This is a genomic window from Pleurocapsa minor HA4230-MV1 (assembly GCA_019359095.1).
GTDB classification, from domain to species: domain Bacteria; phylum Cyanobacteriota; class Cyanobacteriia; order Cyanobacteriales; family Xenococcaceae; genus Waterburya; species Waterburya minor.
The window spans coordinates 250,241-272,589 of record JAHHHZ010000013.1 but is presented as its reverse complement, the minus strand read 5'-3'; the positions used below and the strand labels follow the sequence as shown (position 1 = coordinate 272,589).

Genomic DNA, 22,349 nt, shown 5'->3' with positions numbered 1-22,349 from the left:
TTTTAATAAGTTGATATGGCAAAGCGATTAATATTTTTAGGTCCTCCTGGTGCGGGAAAAGGAACTCAGGCTCAGATTATATCTGAAAATCATCAAATTCCTCATGTTTCAACAGGTGACATTCTGCGCGCAGCTGTAGCTCAACAAACTACTTTGGGCAAGCAAGCAAAAGATTATATGGATCGAGGTGAATTAGTTCCAGATGTTCTGATCTTGGGCTTAATTCAAGACCGTCTTGGTTATGAAGATACGACCAATGGCTGGATTCTTGATGGTTTTCCTCGTAATATACATCAGGCTGCCTTTTTAGAAGAGTTACTGGTGAAATTAGAGCAAAATGCTGATTGCGTTCTTAATCTAGAAGTGCCAGACGAGGTTTTAGTATCTCGCCTACTGGCAAGAAAGCGCAAAGATGACAATGAATCAACTATTCGCCGTCGTCTAGAAGTTTATCACCAGGACACAGTGCCAGTCATAGATTTTTATCAGCAGCGAGCAACTCTAAAAACTATTGATGGCGATCGCACTATGGAAGAGGTTACAGAACAGCTCAACTCAGCCATCGCTTGAAGAATAGCTGGTTAATCGATCTTCAAGCTTATTAATCTTGTGTATCCACTCAGCCCAAAATAAGCCCAAAATGTAACAAAAGTGCTGTGATTAGGGCAGTTCAGCTCGCCCAGTAAACTGATAAATATTGATTATCGCTCATTATTTATCAAAAAGTAAGAGAGGTCAACATTGGCTAAACAAGACTTAATCGAAATGGAGGGGACTGTTACAGAGTCTCTGCCCAATGCCATGTTCCGCGTCGATCTAGATAACGGCTTTAATGTTTTAGCTCATATCTCAGGCAAAATTCGCCGGAACTATATCAAAATCTTACCAGGCGATCGCGTCAAAGTGGAATTAACTCCCTATGACCTGACCAAAGGCAGGATTACCTATCGTCTCAAAAACAAGTAGCGAACATAGTCAGACAGTTAAGTAATAGCTATTTGACACAGATCCAAATTAATTCATATAATAATAGGCTTGCAGTGTGGCCAAAGTAAGGCATGAAAGTTAGACCATCCGTAAAAAAAATGTGTGAAAAATGTCGTGTAATTAAAAGACGCGGCAGAGTAATGGTGATTTGTAGCAGTAATCCTAAGCATAAGCAGCGCCAAGGGTAGCTACAATAGCTCGTCAGATTCAGTTAACAGCAATTTAGGCAAAACAGAGTAACAGCAGTAAATAAGGGAGTAATAAAGTGGCAAGGATTTCTGGCATAGATCTCCCCCGTGATAAGCGCGTGGAGATCGCCCTCACCTACATTTTTGGGGTGGGATTATCGCGGGCGCAAAAAGCGATCGCCGAAACTGGAGTCAATCCAGATACGAGAGTTCGAGATTTATCTGATGAAGATGTTACTAAACTTAGAGCATACATTGAAGATAATTATCAGGTAGAAGGAGACTTAAGACGTTGGGAAGCGATGAATATCAAGCGACTCGCTGATATTGGTACTTATCGCGGTCGTCGTCATCGTATGGGCTTACCTCTTAGGGGTCAGAGAACTCGGACTAATGCCCGCACCAGAAGGGGTAGAAGATTGACAGTAGCTGGTAAGAAGAAAGCTCCTGGTAAGAAATAAACCTCAAAAGTACATCCACATACTAATCACATTCAAACAAAAGCAACATGGCGCAACCAAAACGAAGAAGTGGTGCGAAAAAAAATAAAAAGAACGTGCCAAATGGTGTGGCGCATATTCAGTCCACTTTCAACAACACCATTGTGACTATTTCCGACATCAGAGGTGATGTTATTTCTTGGTCTTCGGCGGGAGCAAGCGGATTCAAGGGCGCGAAGAAAGGTACTCCTTTTGCTGCTCAAACGGCAGCAGATAGCGCAGGTCGCCGAGCAATGGATCAAGGAATGCGTCAGGTAGAGGTAATGGTCAGTGGGCCTGGTGCTGGTCGTGAAACCGCCATCAGAGCTTTGCAGGGCGTAGGATTAGAAATAACTTTAATTCGCGATGTCACCCCCATACCTCACAATGGCTGTCGTCCACCAAAACGACGTAGAGTATAACTTTTTTTCAATTATCAAAAGCTTGTCAGTTGCCAAAAGAGGGCAACTGTTTTGATTTCGGTTTATCCAATCGCTTGTCGAATAAGAGGGAGAGCAGCCTGTGGCGCAATTTCAAATTGAGTGTGTAGAGTCTAAAACCCTAAAAAATCAACACCAGTATAGCAAATTTGTCTTAGAACCTTTAGATCGTGGCCAGGGAACTACTTTGGGCAATGCTTTAAGGAGAGTTTTATTATCTAACCTAGAAGGAGCAGCCGTTACAGCTATCCGCATTGGCGGTGGTATGGCAAAAGATGAAGGCAGACAAGAGCATAAGTTTGGCTTTGCTACTCATGAGTTTGCCACGATTGAGGGCGTTAGAGAAGACGTTTTAGAGATTATTCTCAATATGAAGGAAATAGTCCTTAAAAGCTACACTAATCAACCTCAAATTGGTCGTTTAGTAGCGACTGGCCCTGGAACAGTTACCGCTGCCCAGTTTGAATTACCTTCAGAAGTAGAGACAGTAGATTCTAACCAGTACGTAGCTACCATCGCTGAAGGCACCAGCCTAGAGATGGAGTTTAAGGTGGAGAAAGGAAAGGGTTATCGTGCTGTTGAACGAGGGAAGGAAGAGGGGAGTTCTTTAGACTTTCTCCAAATAGATGCTGTTTTTATGCCCGTGACTAAGGTTAACTATAGTGTTGAAGATGCTAGAGTTGATGGTTCAGGCATTCGTGAACGTCTGTTGATGGAAATCTGGACAAACGGCAGTATTAAGCCAGAAGAAGCCTTGTCGCAAGCTGCGGGAATTGTCGTAGATCTGTTTAATCCGCTCAAAGATCTTACTTTGGAAGAGATTGAACCAGATTACCAAGATGAAGAAGATCCTACCAGCCAAATTCCTATTGAAGAATTGCAGTTATCGGTTAGAGCCTACAACTGTCTAAAACGGGCGCAAATCAACTCCGTTTCCGATTTACTCGACTATACACAAGAAGACCTCTTGGAAATTAAAAATTTCGGTCAGAAATCGGCAGACGAAGTAATTGAAGCTTTGCAGCAACGCTTGGGAATTACTCTGGCACAAGAAAAATCAGGTAAGTAAATAGTCAATATAGCTAATTAGCAAAATTATCAATCATGCGACATCGATGTAAAGTAAAAATGCTGGGACTACCAGCAGACCAACGTAAGGCACTAATGCGTTCTCTGGCAACGGAGATCATTCGTCATGGTCAAATCAAAACTACTTTGATTCGTGCTAAAGCAGTACGTAGTGAAGTGGACAAGATGATCACCCTAGCTAAGGATGGTTCTTTATCAGCTAGAAGACAGGCTTTAGGCTATATCTATGATAAAGATTTAGTCAGTGAGCTGTTTAATGCCGTGGGTGAGCGTTATGGTCAACGTAATGGTGGCTACACTCGCATCGTCAGAACTAAGCGTCGTCGTGGTGATAACGCTGAAATGGCACTCATTGAGCTAGTTTAAACTAAAAACCAACATTTAAACCTAACGGTGATAACTTGCTAATCAGGACTGTTCATGAAAATAGCTTTGCTAATTCAATATTTAGGAACTAACTTTCATGGCTGGCAAAAACAACCCAATCAGGTAAGTATCCAAGGCTATATTGAACAAGCGATCGCCAGCGTTACTGGCTACAAGGTAAATATCTATGGTGCGGGAAGGACTGATGCTGGAGTCCATGCTGCCGCTCAAGTAGCTCACTTTGAGTATTTAGGGCCGATTCCTCCTCATAAGTGGTCAAAAATTATTAATGGAAGACTGCCAGAGGGTATACTAATAAGGGCTTCGGCACAGGTTGAGGATGACTGGCACGCTCGGTTTTCGGCTATCTGGCGACGTTATCGCTATACCATCTATACCGAGAAACGACCTAATCTGTTTATCGATCAGACCTGCTGGCACTACTATCAATCTGGACTAAACGAGTCTTTGATGCAGCAAGCTTTAAATTCCTTGTTAGGAGAACACAACTTTGCCGCTTTTAAAAGATCTGGTTCTGACCGAATTGATGCTCAGGTGGAAGTCCAGGCTGCTGAATGTTACCGTCAATCAGCATTTTTATACCTGGAAATTCAGGCAAACAGCTTTTTGTATGGCATGGTACGTTTGCTCGTAGGGATGTTAGTAGAAGTCGGTATTGGTAAGCGATCGCCAGAAAATTTTACGGAAGTTTGGCAAAATCAACGCCGTCTGGAAGTAAAATATTCAGCTCCAGCCAAAGGTTTATGTTTATTGAGAGTAGGTTATCCTGAGTTCCCTTTTGCTCAATCACTGTGGTTTGATGCCCAGCCTACTTTCAATCTAGCTCGGTGAATCTCTTTATTTAAAATAATCCACAAAATAATATCACGGAAAATGAACAAAACTCCCCTCCCAAGCCAAAATACTTTAGAACATAGTTGGTACGTAGTTGATGCCGAAGGACAGCGCTTAGGCCGTTTAGCAACTGAAATTGCCATGATTCTAAGAGGCAAGAATAAGCCTAGTTTTACGCCTAACATGGATACTGGCGATTTTGTGATTGTCATCAATGCCGAAAAAGTTGTTGTAACTGGCAGAAAAAACGAGCAAAAACTATATCGTCGCCACTCTGGTAGACCAGGGGGGATGAAAACTGAAACTTTCGATCAGCTACAGCACCGTATTCCCGAACGCATTGTGGAAAAAGCAATTAAAGGGATGTTGCCCAAAAACGCGATGGGACGCAAACTATTCACTAAACTAAAAGTCTATACTGGGTCAGATCATCCCCATGCTGCCCAAAATCCTGAAACTTTAACCGTCAACACTATTCCCAAGAGTAACTAAAACATGGAAGGAACACAAGATAAAGTAGTATATTGGGCGACTGGTCGCCGTAAATCAGCGATCGCTAGAGTACGTTTAGTACCTGGTGAGGGTAAGCTAGTAGTTAACGATAAGCCTGGAGAAGATTATTTTAATCGTATTCCCAGCTATCTGATGTCGATCAAAGGGCCTTTAGAAACTTTAGGCTTTGAGAGCGAATATGATATTTTGGTCAATGCTCATGGTGGTGGTTTGACTGGTCAAGCAGATGCTGTCAAACTAGGTGTAGCTCGTGCATTGTGCAAACAAGACCCTAATAATCGTCAGCCTTTAAAAATAGAAGGTTATCTCACTCGCGATCCCCGTTGTAAAGAAAGAAAGAAATACGGTTTGAAGAAAGCGCGTAAAGCTCCTCAATTCTCGAAACGATAATTTTTTCTACAGCTATTAGCTCTTCTTACGAAGTTTGCTCAACGGGGGAAACCCCCGCGACGCGAAGCTAGTCCTTTAGGGCAACGCAACTTCGCGCTCAGCCATCAGCTATTAGCTTGATTATTGATTAAAAGTCTAAATTTAAGTTATTCAGTGGCTGTTAATTAATCAAAGTGACTCCTTAAGGAATAATAAAATGCCAAAACCTGAAATACACCCTACTTGGTATCCTGATGCCAAGGTTATTTGTAACGGTGAAGTAGTAATGACCGTTGGTTCAACTCAGCCAGAGATTAGCGTTGACGTTTGGTCGGGTAATCATCCCTTTTATACTGGTACGCAAAAAATTATCGATACAGAAGGTCGTGTCGATCGCTTCTTGCGTAAATACGGTATGCTCGATCCTACTAGCGAAGCCGAATCCAAAGCCGAATCCAAAGCTGAAAATTAGCCATTTTAAGACAAATATATACCCAGTAGTTAGTTTTGATTGACTGCTGGGTTTGTTGTATCTCGATCGATTTTACTCAGTAAATCACCTATTTTGATTAGAGAAAACCAATGGCAGAAGCATATTTATTAGACAAACTCCAATCTGTAGCCCAAACTTTCCAAGAACTTACTCATCGCCTAGCAGATCCTGATATTGCCACAAATCCTGACGAACTCCAAAAAATAGCTAAAGCTCGTTCTTCCCTGGAAGAGACGGTTATTACCTATCAGAAATGGCAAGATACTAGGGCTGAATTGGCAGAAGCGAAAGAAATTTTCAAGGAAGCGAGCGATCCTGAGATGAAAGAAATGGCTAGTATGGAAGCTAGCGAACTAGAAGAACAGCTAGAACAGCTCGAGGAACAGCTCAAAATCTTGTTATTACCTAGCGATCCTAATGATGATAAAAATATCATGTTAGAAATTCGTGCGGGAACAGGGGGAGATGAAGCCAGTATTTGGGCGGGCGATTTAGTGCGAATGTACTCGCGTTATGCGGAAACCCAAAACTGGAAAGTGTTTCTGCTGAGTGAATCAACAGCAGACATGGGTGGTTTTAAAGAAGCGATCCTTGAAGTTACGGGAGACTCGGTATACAGCAAGCTCAAGTTTGAAGCAGGAGTGCATCGAGTACAAAGAGTACCACAAACTGAAGCCAGTGGTAGGGTACATACTTCTACTGCTACCGTTGCTGTGATGCCAGAAGTAGATGATGTCGAAATTCATATCGATCCCAAAGATATTGAGCTAAAAACGGCGCGTTCTGGCGGTGCTGGGGGACAAAACGTCAACAAGGTAGAAACAGCGGTGGATTTAATCCACAAGCCTACAGGAATTAGAATTTTTTGTACGGAAGAGCGATCGCAACTGCAAAACCGAGAGCGAGCTATGCAAATTTTACGAGCTAAACTATACGACATCAAGCTGGCAGAACAGCAAAAAGAAGTCCGAGGTTTAAGGCTAGCTCAGGTAGGAACAGGCTCACGTTCTGAGAAAATACGCACCTACAACTATAAAGACAATCGCATTACCGATCATCGTCTGGGCAAAAACTTTCCTTTGGCTAACGCTTTAGAAGGAGACATTGATGTAATGGTTCAATCTTGTATTTCTCAGGATCAGCAGGATCGGCTTGAAGAATTAGCTCAATCCCCTGATACTGCTGAAGCGCTTAATTAGTAGCATCACTAAAGTATAGCCATCGAACGATAGATTAAGACATCTTTTAGTCCCTTTGCGTCTTTGCCCCAAACTAAGCGGGATAAACGCCTTTGCGCGAGATCAAATTTTTATTGTCCTAGACCTTTACTTTGATCGCTATATCAGTAAACTCGTGTCGGCGATCGCTAACTAAATAAGATAAAATAGTAAGATTAAATAATCTTACTAGCAGATGACTACTAAAATATCAATTACCTTAGACGATGAAGTTGTCAGTTTTATTGATTCTCAAGGAGGTAATCGCAGTAAAACAATTAATGATCTATTGATTAAAGCTCAACAAGAAAAGTTGCAAGCCGATCTCAAAGCTGCCTATATTGACCAAAATAATGATCCTCACTTTTGGTCAGAATTTGAGTTATGGGATTCAACTGTTGGGGATGGCTTAGATGAAGAAGCCTGATTATCGTAGACTTGAGATTTGGTGGATAGATCTTGACCCGACTAAAAGAAATGAAGCTCAAAAAACTCGACCGTGTTTAATTTTACAAAATGATCTGGGCAATCAATACAGTGATCTCACCATGATCGTACCTTTTCTAGAGCCAAAGTCATATCCTTTTGTCGTCAACATAGAGCCGTCTCCAGAGAATGGATTAGATCGCCGACGAGGTTTGAATTTTAGCCAGATGCGGGTAGCTCACTATAGTCGCTTTGGCTCTAAATTAGGGGTTTTAGAAAATAGCTATCTTGCGCAAATTGAAAGAGCGATCGCAATTGAGTTAGGTATTTTTGGCAAGTAGAAGTAAAACTAGTAAAAATATCCAGGATATTAAAGCCCAGTTTCTTGCATGGCTTCAAGATAATCGATCGCTGCCTGAAGTTTGTTTTCGTAGGAATAGGAAAATTCTTGAAACCATTTACCTTCTTCGCTGCGAGGATTTAATTTTAGTAGCCATGTTTTAGCTTCTTCGCGTAAAGCTTCTTGTCTTCGGCGATCGCGCAATTCTTCTCGCTGCTGAAGTTCAATTAATTCTTGTTGGCGACGTTTTTCTTCTGCCAGCTTGGCTTCTGCTTGGCGCTTTTCCTCGGCTAGCTTGGCTTCTGCTTGACGTTTAATTTCAGCTAGTTTAGCTTCTCGTTTTTGGGCTTGTGCTTGGTAATCTTGGTCGATTAAAGCATTCAGACGTTGACGAGCTTGCGCTGCATCTTTAGCGCTTAGCTGCCGTGGTGCGGAAGCCGATGATTGCGGGGATGTACTAGACGTACTAGGTGTACTATTTGCTCTACCTCTACCAGATTCCAGCTCTTGCCTCAGTTCCCCTAACATTTGTTCCATTGAGGCTTGAGTAGCTGTTTGGGGTGGTGGCGATTTAGACTTATTACTAGCAGAGGATTGATTAGCTTTTGATTTTGGCTGTGATTTTGACTGTGGCTGCTGTGGCTCAAATTCTGCTTTTAACTGAGCCAGTAAATCATCCATATTTTTATCTGACACCGATACCACCCCGTAACCTATTCACAAGATCTAGTTGACGCTTATTTATATTATGAATTATGCCGCTGCTAAAGTGTCTGCCAAAGGTTTCCAGTTTACATAGCGATCGCCACCCATTTCTAGCACGATCTTTAATTTTGGCTCTTCTTTGGTCAAATTAACCAAATATTGAATTTCTTGACGGGATAATATTTGTCCTTCCATAATCCACATGGCTAATCCTTTAGCATTAGCAGGTAGAGAATTTAATTCGTAAGTAGCAATCGGTGGAATGTAGTAAATGTCACCGACACAGGCTTCTCTGCCGATTGTTTTTTTACCTAAATGAGCTGGACGTACTCCGTGTACACTGGTTAAGTAAGCTGCTAAATCCCCTAATCCTCTAGCAGTAATATTAATTGTATGGTATCCATAAGCACGCAAACGCCTTTGGTAACGTCCTTCTGAACCTCCTTCTAAGGGCATATATAGCCCCAATGCTCCAGCTTTTTCGAGGGCGCGAATAAATGATTTTCCCGTAGTGATTAGTGGCATACCTATTTATATCTTGATGGCTTTGTCAATCTAAATTATATTTTAAACGTCTAGGGCGAATTAAAGCGAGTTCGATGATGCTTAAAATTAAATGATAGGGATATGGGGATATGGGGCAATAAATCAACTCCTTAATACCATTTCTCCTTAAAGTTGCACTTAATATTTTGATTGTAAATCTCGCGCCCTAAAGGATATGCGAAGCGGTATACCACAAGGGTACAATGTGCTTTAGCACTAGCTTCGCGTCGCAAAGACGCAGAGACGTTTATCCCGCTTAGTTTGAGCGCGAGATTCGGCGAATTCATTTCGCCTTGAATAATCGCGCTGTTGGGGCAAAGAATTAAATTTCATTTAGTGCATTTTCATAGAGAGTTGGTATAACCCCCGAACTCCCTAAGTAATTAACAGCTACTAGTTTTTCTTTGCCTAACATCAGTTAGCTATGCAAATCTAAATCTGTCACCGCACCCAGACTACTAGAAGAAACTAGCTTGGCGTATTTACCTAAAACACCTCTAGGGTATTTAGGCTGACGTTTTTGCCATTGACTGTAACGTTGTGCTAACTCTGCATCGTCAACATTTAGCTGCAACAGTTTTTGACGAGCATCAATAGTAATGCTGTCTCCCTCATGAACTAGAGCAATTGTCCCGCCTACAGCAGCTTCTGGGGCAACATGACCGACAACCATTCCGTAAGTCCCGCCAGAAAAACGACCATCGGTAATTAAGCCGACAGAATCGCCTAATCCTGCACCAATGATCGCGGAAGTTGGCGCTAGCATTTCCCGCATTCCTGGCCCACCTTTTGGCCCTTCATAACGTACGACGATGATATCCCCCGCTTTAATTTTGCCCTCTAAAATGGCAGCTAGACATGCTTCTTCAGATTCAAATACTCTAGCTGGCCCAGTGATTACAGGATTTTTAACCCCGCTGATTTTGGCTACCGAACCTTCACTCGCTAGATTGCCTTTGAGGATTGCTAAATGTCCTTCTGGATATACAGGATTAGACCACTGACGAATTACGTCTTGCTCTGTGGGAGGATTTTCGGGGATATCGGCTAAGACTTCGGCGATGGTTTGACCCGAAATCGTTAGAGCATCGCCATGTAATAAGTCATGTGCTAGAAGCATTTTCATCACTTGAGGAATACCACCAGCGTTATGTAAATCCACGGTGACGTATTTTCCTGATGGCTTGAGGTTGCAAAGTACGGGGACGCGCTGACGAATAGTCTCAAAATCATCTAAGGTTAGTTCTACACCGATGGTATTAGCGATCGCCAAGAGATGCAAAACAGAATTAGTCGAACCCCCCACCGCCATAATTACAGTGATGGCATTTTCAAAAGCTTTACGAGTCAGAATTTGACTGGGTAGTATTTGCGCTTTAATGGCTTCAACTAGAGCAAAGGCAGATTTTTCAGTACTTTCAGCTTTCTCTGCATCTTCTGCTGCCATCGTCGAAGAATAGGGCAAACTCATCCCCATCGCTTCAAATGCCGAAGACATAGTATTAGCGGTAAACATACCCCCACAAGAACCCGCTCCTGGACAGGCTTTATGCTCGATCGCGTCCAATTCTGCCTGGTCGATCTTACCAGCGCTAAACTTACCTACAGCCTCAAAAGCACTGACTACCGTTAAATCTTCACCGTTGTGCTTACCTGGTTTAATCGTGCCACCATAAACAAAAATAGCAGGAATATCCATGCGGGCGATCGCTAACATCGCTCCTGGCATATTTTTATCACAGCCACCAATAGCCAGCACCGCATCCATACTCTGTCCGTTACAGGCGGTTTCAATCGAGTCGGCAATTACGTCACGGGATACCAAGGAATACTTCATCCCTTCCGTACCCATCGAAATACCATCGCTGATCGTAATTGTGCCAAACATCTGAGGCATTGCCCCCGCGTCTTTTAATGCTGATTCTGCACGTAGCGCCAGGGTATTAATTCCCATATTGCAAGGAGTAATCGTGCTATAGCCGTTAGCCAAACCAACAATAGGCTTATTAAAATCATGATCGCCAAAACCCACTGCTCGCAACATCGCACGGTTAGGCGATCGCTGGTTTCCTTGAGTTACTGCTCGGCTTCTTCGATTGTCAGACATCTAAATTACATCTCCTTTTGATAGCGATAAGTTTTAAGTTAAACCAGACCAATTTTTCAAGACTGATTAAGCCAAAAGCACAACCCAAAAATTATCAGCGTCAGTTAAAAATATCTCTAGAAATACCTTATCGAAATTTCGGCACTGATGGCGATCGTATTTACCAATTCTTTTGATAGATAGAAACTATTGACAACAGTTAAACAGATATTTTTAGGAAGTAGGAAATAGCGCGAAATTCCGTTGCGCGGGTCTCCCGCGTTGAGGAAATTTCGTAAGACGGAAGTAGTATTTTAAAAATGTCTGTTGAGCAAAAAATAAACAAAAAATATGGACATCCGTAGCCGAGACGAATATCCAAATACAGTGTAGTTAGTTAGTTATTTTACTAATCGCGATCGCTTGATGCTTAGATTTCTGCGCCAGGTTTTGTTTCTGCACCAGCGTCTACAACTGCATTTCTTAGTAAAGTAATTTGCTGCTCAAACTCCATACTTTCAATTTGAGATAATAGCTCGGTTACACTACCGCTAGGCTGGTAATTTTCAGGCATGGGAATAATTGTTCCTGCTTCCATTCCTTGCGCCAAACGATACCAAAAATATAGTTTGCTGTTTTCACTAAAAGCGCCATACTCGCGGGAAATAAGGCTATCTTGCGATTCGATAATTTTACGCTGTACGTCTAGCTGTTCCTCATGAGACAGTTCTTTGACTTGATTAAATAGTCCTTCCACAATTTCATCTGATGCTGCGCCTGGTGCTGCTGGGGTAACTGATGTTCCCATTTTTGTGTATACATACCAAAGAAAGGCTAATTTATCATCTGTCGATAGATTACCGTAAGAACCGAGTGCGCGGGAGATATTCTGCTCTGAAGTTCCTGTAGCCATGTTATTTTTTCAGCTCCAATTTAATATTTTTCAGCTTTGTTGTTAAAGCTCACTAGTTACTAACTTATTGGTGTTTGAAATGACAGGAAACTATAACAAGATAGATAAGTATTTAAATCGATCTTCAACTAGAGATAGATATTGTGAGTAATTACTGATTACGTTTTGACTTCAAGCTTAATAACTCTTGAGGCGAGGCTAGTAACTTGATTTGGACTGTAGCAATTTGATCGTCTTGGTTAAAAGTGAAGTACCAGGCAACATTGACGCTAAATAGAGCAGTTTGAACTTTGCCTAATATTTTGTATGTTTCACAATTTGATTCAGTTGCTGATTCAGTTTCACAAATTCCCTGCTGCGGGGACAGTTTCATTCCCTTGGCTTCTTTACTTAAATAAGCTGCTATTTTTCCTCTACCAACAATGGGTTTTTCAAAAGGCGCTAACAAAGTTCCCCGATCAGCAAATAAAGATGCTGTTTTCAAAAATTCTGCCTGATTAACTGTCACAAAATAATTGATAATAGCTGGCTTGGTAATTCCTTCAATAGTTAAAGCATCTGTATAAATCATCGAGCTAATATTTATTAATAACTTTAACTAAAATTTAGGTTAATTAAGACTACGATCGCTTCTATCTAAAGATTCATTCTCATCATAATAGTTAACTAAAAACTAGCAGAAAAATTAGTTTAATTCCAGGGGAGAAACCACTATCTAGAATAGGTGAAAACTAGATATGATAAGCCATGTGAGTTTTCTATAATAATATTAATGCAGTGCAATCAATGAATATATATCTGCAACTTAAATATTTTATGAAAATACAATCATCGGTACTAGTTCCTCTTGGTTTTGGTAAATATGTCCGTAGCGATCGCGTTACTGCTTTAGTCCCAATTGAAGAAGAAAGAGGTTCAGGAAGACGTACCTTTGTTTATTTAGAAGGTGAAGATTTACCACTAGTTGCATCTCGTTCAGAGTCAACTATTGTGCGAGATATTGTTCAAGAACCCAAAGAAATTACTCAATCTCGACAACAGCAAGAAATCTTACGGGATTTACTCAGTGATTTGAGTCAGATCAACGGTACTGTACGCCGAATCAACCGTGATGAGGGTGGTTTGGATTTAGATCGACTGGAACAGCGTATTCGTCAAGTAATCGAAGACGAGCAGTAAATCAGTACTAATATTTAAGCCGCATCGTCAAATAGTTTGAGTTTGAGTAAAGTTGTCTAGTTAATTACGTAAAGATTGGCGTTCTAAGAGAGACAATTGGCAAACAACTCTTTTGTCTCTCATTTTTCAAGTTTAATAGAGCCAGTATTGGAATGATCGCTTTTTGGTAGATGTATGGTAGATTTTGTGTGGCCCAAGTGCAATAAATATTGACTAATAGAAATTAGTAAAATTGCTACAGCAATATAAAGTATATCGCTTAGTTTGCCAATTTCAATACTCAGCATTTGTTTAAACAAGCTAACAATTAATGCCACCACAATAACATTAACCAGCTTATCTTTTAATTCTTCTAAACTATTACTTTGAAGAATACTGGAATCATCTCGATGTTTAAGTTCTATTTCTGAGATAAATAATTCATAGATTCCAAACGCAAAAATTAATAGCACAATGCCAATTAGATAATAATCTACACCGCCGATAATATAAGTAACTGTCTTAATCGTCATTTCCCCTTCAGGATCTTGATAATTCAAAGCTATATTTAATCCTACCCAAACGTCAACCGTGCCAATAAAAATTAGGCGTAAAGCACTGAGTAAACTAAAGATAACGGGAATTAAAATAAAAAAACGACAATTCCAAATTAAGGCTTCAAAAAATAACTCAAACTTTCTGAGTTTTCCCTTAGATCTATTTTTCATCGACGGTAACCAATAATTGATAATTTAGCTTAGACTGAATCTTTGACCCATTGTAAGTGTTGAGGAAGTAACTTAGCTAAATCATATTGCTCGAGAATAGTTTCTCTGGCTTTAGTGCGAATTATTGCCATTTTTTCAGGCCGATCTAAGGCTTCAATTACGCGATCGCAGGTTTGTTGAGGAGAGAAGAAATCTACTAGCAAACCATTAACATTATCTTCAATTACTTCGGTTACAGGAGCAGTATCAGAAGCCAAAATCAAACAGCCTGTAGATAAAGCTTCGAGCATCGACCAAGACAGCACAAAAGGACGAGTCAGGTAAATATGCACCGAGGAAGCCTGTAGTACCTGAAGATATTCATCATAAGGTAATAGATCGGTAAAGTGTACCCGACTGAGATCTAAAGGAAATTTCTCCAGCATGGCATCTTTATAGGTTTTGCCATCAGGCAGAGTTTTACCATAAGCCACTCGGTTTTTGCCGACGATCACAAAGTGACACTGAGGTCGTTGTTTTTGCAACAGAAAAATCGCTTCAATCAATTGTGGGAAACCGCGATAAGGCTCCATACCTCTAGCCACATAAGTAACAATCTCCTCCGCTTCACTGAGGTCGAGGTTAATTCGCGGCAGATTTAATTTTGCCCCAGAAACTGGTCGAAAATAGCTAGTATCAATGCCATCATGATGGACTTTAATCTTACTCTGAAATTCTTGGGGAAATTGCGATCGCTGCCAGGCTGTGGGGGATAAACCGCGATCGCAACTAGCTAAATCTAGCAGAATTGGTGCATTTTTCGTGCGAATTCGGGCTTCATCATCAGCATTAATCGGGTCACTTGGGTCAAAGTTGGCATCCGAGCCATAAGCGTTGTAATACCATTCAAAATAGCAAAGTAAAGTTGCTCTGGGAAAAATATCCTTCATAAACAAAGTTGGCCCCCATCCTGAATGACCATAAACTACATCAGGATAAAAATTCTGCTCTTTTAACTTCTGTGCTACCCGATAAACCCCTTGAGCCTCTAGGACAGCATTTTCCAATGGTCTAACATAATGATGAGTCTCAGGACGAGCAGTGCGGGACTTTTCGTACACCACCTTATTCACCCCTGGAATACTGCCTTCAAGACGATTCGTGGCGTAAACTACTGTGTTGTGCGGATCTTTACCCAAAACCGTAGCGAGGTGGCGGAATTGAGCGGGAAAATTAGGATGTAAAAATAAAATCTTCATGAATACTCGATCAAACTAGAAGCTAATAATTCGCCACAATTCTAACGATAATCTAGCTAGCCACCACAAAAATGGTAGTTTAATTAAGTATTCTTTAGCATAAGCATCTAGTAATACTATGACTTCTTGGCGCGATCGCATTTCCCAATTTAGCGGTAAAACTCGCTTTGTAGTATCCCGCATCTTTATCCACCTGGCAGGTTCAGAAATTGCTCCCATGCTCGGTACTCTCAATCGTGTTGCCAGAGAAGCAGTAGAAGCAGACGGAGATTTAGCAGTACTGGGAGAGGGTTTAGTCTCCTTGGCTCAAGAAATACTCCAGATGAGTGAATATTGGCAATCGGCGGGGAATGAAGGCGATGTTTTCTGGGATGAGGGGGAAGCAGGAGATTATGTGAACGAACTCTTTACTGATTCTGCGCAAAGATATTTAAGTGGAACGGATACTGCTGAATCTACCGATGATGACGAGCCTTTGTCTTTACCTGTGACGCGCAACTTGGTGATTATGCTAACTGTTGCTTTTGAAGGAGAATCAGCCGATTTAGAAAATAATTTGGCGGACATTGAAGCCTTAGAATATGGACTGAAAGCTTTAATTAATCTGCACTATCAAGAAAAGCTGCGGGCAATTCAAATCCACTTTTCCCCCGCCAGATTAGGTGATGAACTTGATGGTGAACAACTACTATTAAACTTCCCTGAGTTAATTCCGCTTTAAAGATAAAATTCGCTAATCTAAGATTACTTAATGGTTGTTGAAAAGTTATTGACCAAGGAGAACATAACATGAAAATGCTACATACCATGTTGCGCGTGGGAGATTTGGATCAGTCGATCGCCTTTTATTGCGATATTTTGGGCATGGAGCTTTTACGACGCAAAGATTATCCTAGTGGCGAGTTCACCCTGGCATTTGTGGGTTATGGATCGGAGCAAGACAACACCGTAATTGAGCTTACCTACAATTGGGGCGTATCGGAATACGACTTGGGTAAAGGTTATGGGCATATTGCCTTGGGTGTCGATGATATCTATGGTACTTGCGATCGCATTAAAGCTCAAGGAGGCAAAGTAACTCGTGAGCCTGGCCCGATGAAGCACGGCAGTACTGTAATCGCTTTCGTTGAAGATCCCAACGGTTATAAAATTGAGTTGATTCAGCTTGGCACCCAAGGATCGGCAAAGTAGTAGTCGTAATGCCAAGTGTATCTAAGTTTCAATCTCGCTCTCTAATAATTAAATCAATCAAAGTCTTAGTCAGGCGATCGCTTTCTAACGGTAACATATCTTTACCGTGCAGCATTTCTTGGAGCATTACAAAGTAAACTAAGCTACCCACCATAATTCTGACGGTGGCTTCAGGATCTTCAAGCTTCAATTCGGGATGAGATTTAAGATATTTGGTCAAAGCTTCAATCCCTGGCTTGGCAAGATTGTAAACATAGGCTTTAGCTAACTCGGGAAAACGTCCTGATTCACCAATAATGATGCGAATAAAATTATGGAAGTTGCGATCGCTTAAAGTATTTTCCAGCGTTTTAGTTACCATCTCCGACAACACCTTTTTGGGATCTTGTCCTAAAGATTGAGGTCGATCTAAACTCATTACTGTCTGGAATTTTTCCTGAACCAAATCTTGAATCACAGCGTTAAACAGGCTTTCTTTATCACCAAAATGACTATAAACCGTCGCTTTAGAAACTCCCGCAACTTTGGCTATTTGATCCATGCTAGTGCCTGCATAGCCATGTTTGAGGAATTCTTGCATTGCACCTTGTAAAATAATGGCACTTTTCTCTACTGATTTGGAACGTTCTAAATTTTGCTTGGTTTTGCTCATTTTTATCTTTATTTAGTCCTATTTATTTTAAGCTGATTTACAAGATGCACAATTAAACTGGTATGAATTCAAACGAATGCCAAATTACGATCAGCTACTCAAAACTGTTCAGATATGCCATGCTCTCTCAGATATGAGGCAAGACATATTATTATTTCTTTATGATGAAAACACGAGTGAATTTTTTATCCTGGCAGGAAAAAGAGCGAGAATAGAAGTAACTATATATCCAGATTCGACAGTAGGAGTAGAAATTGAAGATGCAATATAAATCAATGACCAAAAGTCAACTAAAGCAGTATCTTTTAGATAATCGAAATGACAAAGAAGCTTTAAGAGAATTAAAGTCAAGACCAAAACACAATGTAATTACTATAGCTGCTAATACTACTGCGGAGGAACAAGAGCAGATTTTAAAAAAGGCTATTTTAGAACAAGAAGATTAATCATTAATAATAGATTTGAAGTTCTTTTTTGTTGAATAAGTTGTAAATGTAAATATATAACAAAGGAGATCTACTTCCATTACCCAGACACTTTCACCGATCACAACTATTTATCTTCAAGGAAATTCTTCTAGTATTTAATTATGAATCATTTTCTTTTCTATAAATAAATTATAAGTTCTTTTTAGGTTGATTTAACGCATATTTTTTATACTTTATGACAAAATTCTTAGCATCTTTTAATGTTTTAGGATAGGTAACTATATCATGATGACTACTGCCTATCCGTATTTTTTGAAATATAAATCCATTGTCAAATAGAAAGCGTATTTTTTCCCATTGCTTTTTATCAGTTGATTTTGGAGCTTTAAAGTGACGACCAAAATTATGTGCATTATCACCACAATTTGGGCATTTTAGTGTATCAAAATAATTTTTAGATACAATTTGATATTCTCTTTTAAACGATTTACAACACTTCAAACAAGCAAATGACACATTGTATGGAATTACCATGAAAACATCTCGGAAAAACTAGTAATTTTCTAAATAAAATGTAGTGGATTGAGCCTATAACTTGCAAGCGTGTAATTACGCTCTACATTAGATCAAGAGATCGCCAATTCTTTAAAAAATCTTGATTGCGATCGCTCAAGTTGATAGCATAGTCATACCAAATCCAATTGCAATAATTAAAGTCCAGTTAATTACTCCCGTAAAATGCGCGTTTTACGGACTTCTTTATGAACGCTTAAACCAATTTCGATTACTTCAGCTAGTAATTGCTGATAATTATTAGCTTCATCTTGAGAAAATGATTCTAGATTAATTAAACTAGATTCTAAATTAGCTAGTAACTGATAACGATTATTGGCTAAATGGCGATCGCGATTCAGGATTTTTTCTAGTTCAATACTTTTAAGCAAACTATTTTTGGTTAGTTCGAGAGCTGCTTTTAATTCTATTTGTCCTTGAGAATTATGATTAATCTGAGTAGTAGAACTTAGGGAATCTAATTCAGCAAATAATTTAAGATGCGCAATTAAACCATTATATTGCTTTACTTTTTCTAATAAAATTGCAAATACTTTGAGTTGTTTAGCTTGATGCCAAAGATGAAAATTTAATAGGAAAACTAATACTAAAGATAAACCCGCCGTACTAAGTAACACTAGAAGCAAGCCATTAAAATTATTATTTAGCCAGCCCAGATTGCGAAATAAAATTAAAAGTATGGGAAAAAATAATAAATAAGCTAAAAATAAACTGCAACCTTCAGTAAATAATAAAGAACTAATATATGCGCGATTACGCAAGCAAAAGACTCGACTGAAATCGAGCGCCCAAGTCGATATTAGATTGAAGCTCATCAATTCTTCTAATTCTATTGAATTAATTTCTAGTTCTTCCCAGTTGACTGACATTTCTATAGCTGATTAAATAGATATTATATAATTAGTTTAGTCCTAGAAAAGCACCAATTATTTTAACTACTTGTACAAAAAAATTACTTTCTATTTCTCTAAATAATTCAAAAGGTAAATCTGGTGAACCAAAAAAAGGTCGCAGAGTCCATCCTAACTGACTACCGACGAAGCCATAAAGAAATAACCAAGCTTTAATTAATTTATGTCTATTTGGCACAGAGTCGGTTTCTTGTTCGATTAAAGACATCATTGAACGATAGAAAAACTTGATACCAATTACACCAGTAATCGATAAAACCACTAAATTTAATAATAAGAAAAAGCGATAATCAAGAATAGATAAGCGAAAGAATAAAGTTACAGGAGCAAACCCAAATAACATTACACTAATCATTGCCATGGAAGCCATTAACAAGGCAACATATTGATTAAAAGTTCGCTTAGAGCCAAAAACAATATCTAAAAAATAAAGAGTCGGCAAACAAATTAAAAGAGTCAGTAGATATAAAGCAGGTAATTTAAAAGCAGAAGCTAACATCTGCAATACACCATTAGTCGAACCGATAATTGCACCATATAGTGCTAGAAAAAGTGAACTACAAAACAGTAGCGCTACAATTTTTCTATCTAAATTTTTCTGTTGTTCGATTTCTGTTAAAAAACTGGTGCGATCGCGCAATAACTGCATCAATATTTCAAAAGAAGTTATTTTCATTAATTTAAACTCTATAAATATTACAATATTACTTCTAGTATGGAGCGTGACAAATTTGAAGACAATCTTTAAGGAGAGCGATCGCGATATCTTTAAATTAAAAACTCGATTTTGTTTAAAAAGTGTGAACAAATAAGCTGATACTAGGGAGTCAATTTTTGGGTTTTTCCTATAACCGTACGTGTTTATCGCTCGACTAGTGACTCTGGTGAATTGAGTCAAAATTGATTATTGCTAAACTAATCGGTCTAGTTTTATAATATAGTTAATTGAACTAAACGGTTTAGTCGTAAACGAACCCGATCGCCATGGACTACATTACAGACAAACAAAATAAACCCTCTAAACCCCTGATTAAAAACCTCCCTGCAATTATGATTGGTTTGGTTTTAATTCTGGGTGGCGCAACTATATATAGATTGCGTCAGGCTTCGGTATCTGAAACGGAAGTACCACCGCCAGTAATGCCAGAAATCAAAACTGTGACTGCATTAGGGAGATTAGAACCTAGTGGGGAAATCATTGAAATATCTGCTGACTCGACATCATCAGGAAATCGGCTTGAGGAGTTGTTAGTCAAACAGGGAGATCAAATTAAACAGGGTGATGTAATTGCAGTTGTGGACAGTCGCGATCGCCTGCAAGCAGCATTAAATCAAGCACAAGAACAGGTAAGAGTAGCCCAGGCAAATTTAGCCTTAGTTAAAGCAGGGGCAAAAACAGGAGAAATCCAGGCACAACAAGCAGCGATCGCTCGCATCCAAATTGAAAGAGATAACAATATTGCTGCCCAAACGGCAATGGTGGCAAGAATGCAAGCGGAATTAAATAATGCTCAAGTAGAATATCAACGCTATCAAACCCTATATCAAGATGGGGCAATCTCGGCATCAGAAAGAGACAGCAAATATCTCACTCTCGAAACGGCAAAAAAACAGCTAGCGGAAGCCCAAGCTAATTTAAATCGTATTGAATCAGGACAACAAGAGCAACTTGCTGAAGCCAAAGCAACCTTAGATCAAATCGCCGAAGTACGCCCAGTAGATATAGCCGTAGCTGAAGCGGAGGTAAGAGAGGCACAAGCAGCAGTCCAAACCGCCCAAGCAGAGTTAGATCAGGCATATATTAAATCTCCTCAAGCAGGAACAGTAATTGAAATTATGACTCGCCCTGGGGAGGTAGTGGCAAGTGATGAGGGGATAGTCAGAATTGGACAAACCAGTCAGATGTATGCTGTGGCAGAAGTTTATGAAAGCGATATTGGGAAAGTAAAACTAGGACAACCAGTTAATGTTACCAGTAGTGCTTTGGCTAAAAAACTTACAGGTACAGTAGATAGCATTGGTTTGGAAGTCGAACGACAAGAAGTAGTTAATACAGATCCGACAGCTAATATTGATGCCAAAGTTGTCCAAGTGAAAGTCAAGTTAGATCCAGAGTCTAGTAAGCAAGTAGCAGGGCTAACTAATTTGTTGGTGGATGTCAGGATTGGTTTGCAAAGTAATGAGTAATGAGTAATGAGTAACACCTATTGCCTAATTACCAGTCACCATTCCCCAGTCCCTAATCAGCAATTATCAATTAAAAACAATGTTCAAATCCTTAAAAAACCGTACTCCCTTGGGTTGGTTGCAACTCAAACACGATAAATTTCGATTGTTAACTGCATTATCGGGGATTGCTTTTGCAGACATCCTCATCTTTATGCAGTTGGGTTTTATGAATGCTTTGTATACTTCTAATACTCAATATCCGCGCACAATTAAGGGCGATCTAGTTTTAACCAGTACCCAAGCAACTAATTTTAATGAACCCTATACTTTTCCCCGTCGCAGATTGTATCAAGCGATGGATATACCAGGAGTAGAATCGGCAGAACCTGTATATATTGGTTCTCTTAACTGGCGTAACCCCCAAACTAAAGAAAAAACTTCGATGATGGTGGTTGGTTTCGATCCAGCTAAACCTGCTTTTGATCTACCAGAAGTTAATCGTCAATTAGATAAACTCAAAATTCCCGATACAGTCTTGTTCGATCAGGCTTCTAGGGGGGAATATGACCAAGTTATCAGTCAGATCCAACAGGGAAAAACTGTGACGACAGAAAGCGATCGCACTACCCTAACTATTGTTGGTTTATTTAAAGTTGGGGCTTCTTTTGCTGATGATGGGGCATTAATCACCAGCGATCAGACCTTTATGCGCTTATTTCCGCGCAAACAACCAGGATTAGTTAGTTTAGGCGTAATTAATCTCAAAGATGGTCAGGATATAGAAAAAGTAAGAACATATCTCAATAATTATCTTACCGATGATGTTCAGGCTTATACCTATCAAGAATATGTCGATGCCGAACTAAAATACATTCAAAGTAGTACGGCAATTGGTTTTGTCTTTACCTTGGGGACAATGATGGGTTTTATTGTCGGAATTGTAATTGTCTATCAAGTGCTGTCCACCGATGTTAACGATCACATGGCAGAATACGCCACTTTTAAGGCAATGGGATATAAAAACTCCTATTTACTCGGTGTGGTGTTTGAAGAAGCAATTATTCTCTCCATTATTGGCTTTATTCCCAGTGTAGCGATCGCAGCAGGGTTATATCAATTAACCGCAGCAGCAACTGCTTTACCTATCGTCTTACCTGCATCTAGAGCTGTCACTGTCTTGATTATGACGATGACAATGTGTGGTATTTCAGGAGCGATCGCAACTCGTAAACTCCACTCAGCCGATCCAGCAGACATCTTTTAAGATGATGTAATAGTGATTTGTAAAG

The 22,349-nt window shown here is 39.8% G+C and carries 32 protein-coding genes; 21 read left to right on the top strand and 11 right to left on the bottom strand.

Features of this window, described 5'->3' with window-relative positions; genetic code table 11:
• Positions 1–15 precede the first annotated feature (15 nt).
• The 14 genes from KME09_06080 (at position 16) to KME09_06015 (ending at position 7,763) form a co-directional block, all read left to right on the top strand.
• Positions 16–570, top strand: a complete 555-nt coding sequence (locus KME09_06080; protein MBW4533489.1) for an adenylate kinase — start codon at positions 16–18, stop codon at positions 568–570.
• Between the two features lie 171 nt (positions 571–741).
• Entirely contained in the window at positions 742–966 is a 225-nt protein-coding gene (gene infA, locus KME09_06075; protein MBW4533488.1) for a translation initiation factor IF-1, read from the top strand.
• Between the two features lie 92 nt (positions 967–1,058).
• The gene (rpmJ, locus tag KME09_06070) at positions 1,059–1,175 is read left to right on the top strand and encodes a 50S ribosomal protein L36 (protein MBW4533487.1); all 117 of its coding nucleotides are present in this window, start codon (positions 1,059–1,061) and stop codon (positions 1,173–1,175) included.
• A 77-nt stretch (positions 1,176–1,252) separates the two neighbouring features.
• Positions 1,253–1,636 (top strand): 30S ribosomal protein S13, encoded by a 384-nt coding sequence (gene rpsM, locus KME09_06065; GenBank protein MBW4533486.1) that lies wholly within the window; start codon positions 1,253–1,255, stop codon positions 1,634–1,636.
• Between the two features lie 47 nt (positions 1,637–1,683).
• Positions 1,684–2,076: a 30S ribosomal protein S11 gene (rpsK, locus tag KME09_06060; GenBank protein MBW4533485.1), complete on the top strand. Its 393-nt coding sequence runs from the start codon at positions 1,684–1,686 to the stop codon at positions 2,074–2,076.
• Positions 2,077–2,176: 100 nt separating this feature from the next.
• Positions 2,177–3,163 carry a DNA-directed RNA polymerase subunit alpha gene (locus KME09_06055; GenBank protein ID MBW4533484.1) on the top strand — a complete coding sequence of 329 codons (987 nt, stop codon included), beginning with the start codon at positions 2,177–2,179 and terminating at the stop codon, positions 3,161–3,163.
• A 35-nt stretch (positions 3,164–3,198) separates the two neighbouring features.
• Entirely contained in the window at positions 3,199–3,549 is a 351-nt protein-coding gene (rplQ, locus tag KME09_06050; protein MBW4533483.1) for a 50S ribosomal protein L17, read from the top strand.
• Between the two features lie 54 nt (positions 3,550–3,603).
• Positions 3,604–4,401: a tRNA pseudouridine(38-40) synthase TruA gene (gene truA / locus KME09_06045; protein ID MBW4533482.1), complete on the top strand. Its 798-nt coding sequence runs from the start codon at positions 3,604–3,606 to the stop codon at positions 4,399–4,401.
• A gap of 42 nt (positions 4,402–4,443) precedes the next feature.
• Positions 4,444–4,896 (top strand): 50S ribosomal protein L13, encoded by a 453-nt coding sequence (gene rplM, locus KME09_06040; protein ID MBW4533481.1) that lies wholly within the window; start codon positions 4,444–4,446, stop codon positions 4,894–4,896.
• Positions 4,897–4,899: 3 nt separating this feature from the next.
• Positions 4,900–5,307 (top strand): 30S ribosomal protein S9, encoded by a 408-nt coding sequence (gene rpsI / locus KME09_06035; protein ID MBW4533480.1) that lies wholly within the window; start codon positions 4,900–4,902, stop codon positions 5,305–5,307.
• A 196-nt stretch (positions 5,308–5,503) separates the two neighbouring features.
• Positions 5,504–5,758, top strand: a complete 255-nt coding sequence (gene rpmE / locus KME09_06030) for a 50S ribosomal protein L31 (protein ID MBW4533479.1) — start codon at positions 5,504–5,506, stop codon at positions 5,756–5,758.
• Between the two features lie 110 nt (positions 5,759–5,868).
• Complete coding sequence (prfA, locus tag KME09_06025) at positions 5,869–6,978, top strand: peptide chain release factor 1 (GenBank protein ID MBW4533478.1); 1,110 nt, start codon at positions 5,869–5,871, stop codon at positions 6,976–6,978.
• 214 nt (positions 6,979–7,192) lie between these two features.
• On the top strand, positions 7,193–7,423 hold the full coding sequence (locus tag KME09_06020) for a hypothetical protein (GenBank protein MBW4533477.1): 231 nt from the start codon (positions 7,193–7,195) through the stop codon (positions 7,421–7,423).
• A complete protein-coding gene (locus KME09_06015) occupies positions 7,410–7,763 on the top strand; it encodes a type II toxin-antitoxin system PemK/MazF family toxin (protein ID MBW4533476.1) in 354 nt (117 codons plus the stop codon). Before KME09_06020 ends, KME09_06015 begins: the two co-directional genes overlap by 14 nt.
• Positions 7,764–7,792: 29 nt before the next feature.
• On the opposite strand, the gene KME09_06010 is transcribed toward KME09_06015, so the two are convergent.
• The 5 genes from KME09_06010 to KME09_05990 form a co-directional block, all read right to left on the bottom strand.
• Complete coding sequence (locus KME09_06010; protein MBW4533475.1) at positions 7,793–8,458, bottom strand: hypothetical protein; 666 nt, start codon at positions 8,456–8,458, stop codon at positions 7,793–7,795.
• Positions 8,459–8,515: 57 nt separating this feature from the next.
• Entirely contained in the window at positions 8,516–8,992 is a 477-nt protein-coding gene (locus tag KME09_06005) for an NAD(P)H-quinone oxidoreductase subunit N (protein MBW4533474.1), read from the bottom strand.
• Positions 8,993–9,431: 439 nt separating this feature from the next.
• Positions 9,432–11,120: a dihydroxy-acid dehydratase gene (ilvD, locus tag KME09_06000; GenBank protein MBW4533473.1), complete on the bottom strand. Its 1,689-nt coding sequence runs from the start codon at positions 11,118–11,120 to the stop codon at positions 9,432–9,434.
• 409 nt (positions 11,121–11,529) lie between these two features.
• Positions 11,530–12,012: an Orange carotenoid protein gene (locus KME09_05995; GenBank protein MBW4533472.1), complete on the bottom strand. Its 483-nt coding sequence runs from the start codon at positions 12,010–12,012 to the stop codon at positions 11,530–11,532.
• A 151-nt stretch (positions 12,013–12,163) separates the two neighbouring features.
• Positions 12,164–12,580 carry a nuclear transport factor 2 family protein gene (locus KME09_05990; protein ID MBW4533471.1) on the bottom strand — a complete coding sequence of 139 codons (417 nt, stop codon included), beginning with the start codon at positions 12,578–12,580 and terminating at the stop codon, positions 12,164–12,166.
• Between the two features lie 248 nt (positions 12,581–12,828).
• On the opposite strand from KME09_05990, the gene KME09_05985 reads away from it, so the two are divergent.
• Positions 12,829–13,191 carry a hypothetical protein gene (locus tag KME09_05985; GenBank protein MBW4533470.1) on the top strand — a complete coding sequence of 121 codons (363 nt, stop codon included), beginning with the start codon at positions 12,829–12,831 and terminating at the stop codon, positions 13,189–13,191.
• Positions 13,192–13,310: 119 nt separating this feature from the next.
• On the opposite strand, the gene KME09_05980 is transcribed toward KME09_05985, so the two are convergent.
• Together KME09_05980 and KME09_05975 are read right to left on the bottom strand one after the other, a co-directional pair.
• Positions 13,311–13,898, bottom strand: coding sequence for a YqhA family protein (locus tag KME09_05980; protein ID MBW4533469.1), 588 nt, complete (start codon positions 13,896–13,898; stop codon positions 13,311–13,313).
• A gap of 29 nt (positions 13,899–13,927) precedes the next feature.
• Entirely contained in the window at positions 13,928–15,136 is a 1,209-nt protein-coding gene (locus tag KME09_05975) for a glycosyltransferase family 4 protein (protein ID MBW4533468.1), read from the bottom strand.
• A gap of 118 nt (positions 15,137–15,254) precedes the next feature.
• Here KME09_05975 and KME09_05970 point away from each other — a divergent pair, with 118 nt between their 5' ends.
• Together KME09_05970 and gloA are read left to right on the top strand one after the other, a co-directional pair.
• A complete protein-coding gene (locus KME09_05970; GenBank protein MBW4533467.1) occupies positions 15,255–15,857 on the top strand; it encodes a DUF1517 domain-containing protein in 603 nt (200 codons plus the stop codon).
• Positions 15,858–15,925: 68 nt separating this feature from the next.
• Positions 15,926–16,327 carry a lactoylglutathione lyase gene (gloA, locus tag KME09_05965; GenBank protein MBW4533466.1) on the top strand — a complete coding sequence of 134 codons (402 nt, stop codon included), beginning with the start codon at positions 15,926–15,928 and terminating at the stop codon, positions 16,325–16,327.
• A 28-nt stretch (positions 16,328–16,355) separates the two neighbouring features.
• Here gloA and KME09_05960 read toward each other — a convergent pair whose 3' ends face one another.
• The gene (locus tag KME09_05960) at positions 16,356–16,979 is read right to left on the bottom strand and encodes a TetR/AcrR family transcriptional regulator (GenBank protein ID MBW4533465.1); all 624 of its coding nucleotides are present in this window, start codon (positions 16,977–16,979) and stop codon (positions 16,356–16,358) included.
• 76 nt (positions 16,980–17,055) lie between these two features.
• On the opposite strand from KME09_05960, the gene KME09_05955 reads away from it, so the two are divergent.
• Entirely contained in the window at positions 17,056–17,250 is a 195-nt protein-coding gene (locus KME09_05955; GenBank protein ID MBW4533464.1) for a hypothetical protein, read from the top strand.
• The gene (locus tag KME09_05950; GenBank protein ID MBW4533463.1) at positions 17,240–17,425 is read left to right on the top strand and encodes a hypothetical protein; all 186 of its coding nucleotides are present in this window, start codon (positions 17,240–17,242) and stop codon (positions 17,423–17,425) included. Before KME09_05955 ends, KME09_05950 begins: the two co-directional genes overlap by 11 nt.
• A 171-nt stretch (positions 17,426–17,596) precedes the next feature.
• Here KME09_05950 and KME09_05945 read toward each other — a convergent pair whose 3' ends face one another.
• The 3 genes from KME09_05945 to KME09_05935 all read right to left on the bottom strand — a co-directional run bounded on the left by KME09_05945 (position 17,597) and on the right by KME09_05935 (position 19,567).
• The gene (locus tag KME09_05945; GenBank protein ID MBW4533462.1) at positions 17,597–17,941 is read right to left on the bottom strand and encodes a hypothetical protein; all 345 of its coding nucleotides are present in this window, start codon (positions 17,939–17,941) and stop codon (positions 17,597–17,599) included.
• A gap of 191 nt (positions 17,942–18,132) precedes the next feature.
• Entirely contained in the window at positions 18,133–18,849 is a 717-nt protein-coding gene (locus KME09_05940) for a hypothetical protein (GenBank protein ID MBW4533461.1), read from the bottom strand.
• Positions 18,850–18,880: 31 nt separating this feature from the next.
• Entirely contained in the window at positions 18,881–19,567 is a 687-nt protein-coding gene (locus tag KME09_05935) for an actin-binding WH2 domain-containing protein (GenBank protein MBW4533460.1), read from the bottom strand.
• A gap of 308 nt (positions 19,568–19,875) precedes the next feature.
• On the opposite strand from KME09_05935, the gene KME09_05930 reads away from it, so the two are divergent.
• The gene (locus KME09_05930; GenBank protein MBW4533459.1) at positions 19,876–21,078 is read left to right on the top strand and encodes an ABC exporter membrane fusion protein; all 1,203 of its coding nucleotides are present in this window, start codon (positions 19,876–19,878) and stop codon (positions 21,076–21,078) included.
• A 79-nt stretch (positions 21,079–21,157) separates the two neighbouring features.
• Positions 21,158–22,324: an ABC transporter permease DevC gene (gene devC, locus KME09_05925; GenBank protein MBW4533458.1), complete on the top strand. Its 1,167-nt coding sequence runs from the start codon at positions 21,158–21,160 to the stop codon at positions 22,322–22,324.
• The last annotated feature ends 25 nt before the right edge of the window (positions 22,325–22,349 follow it).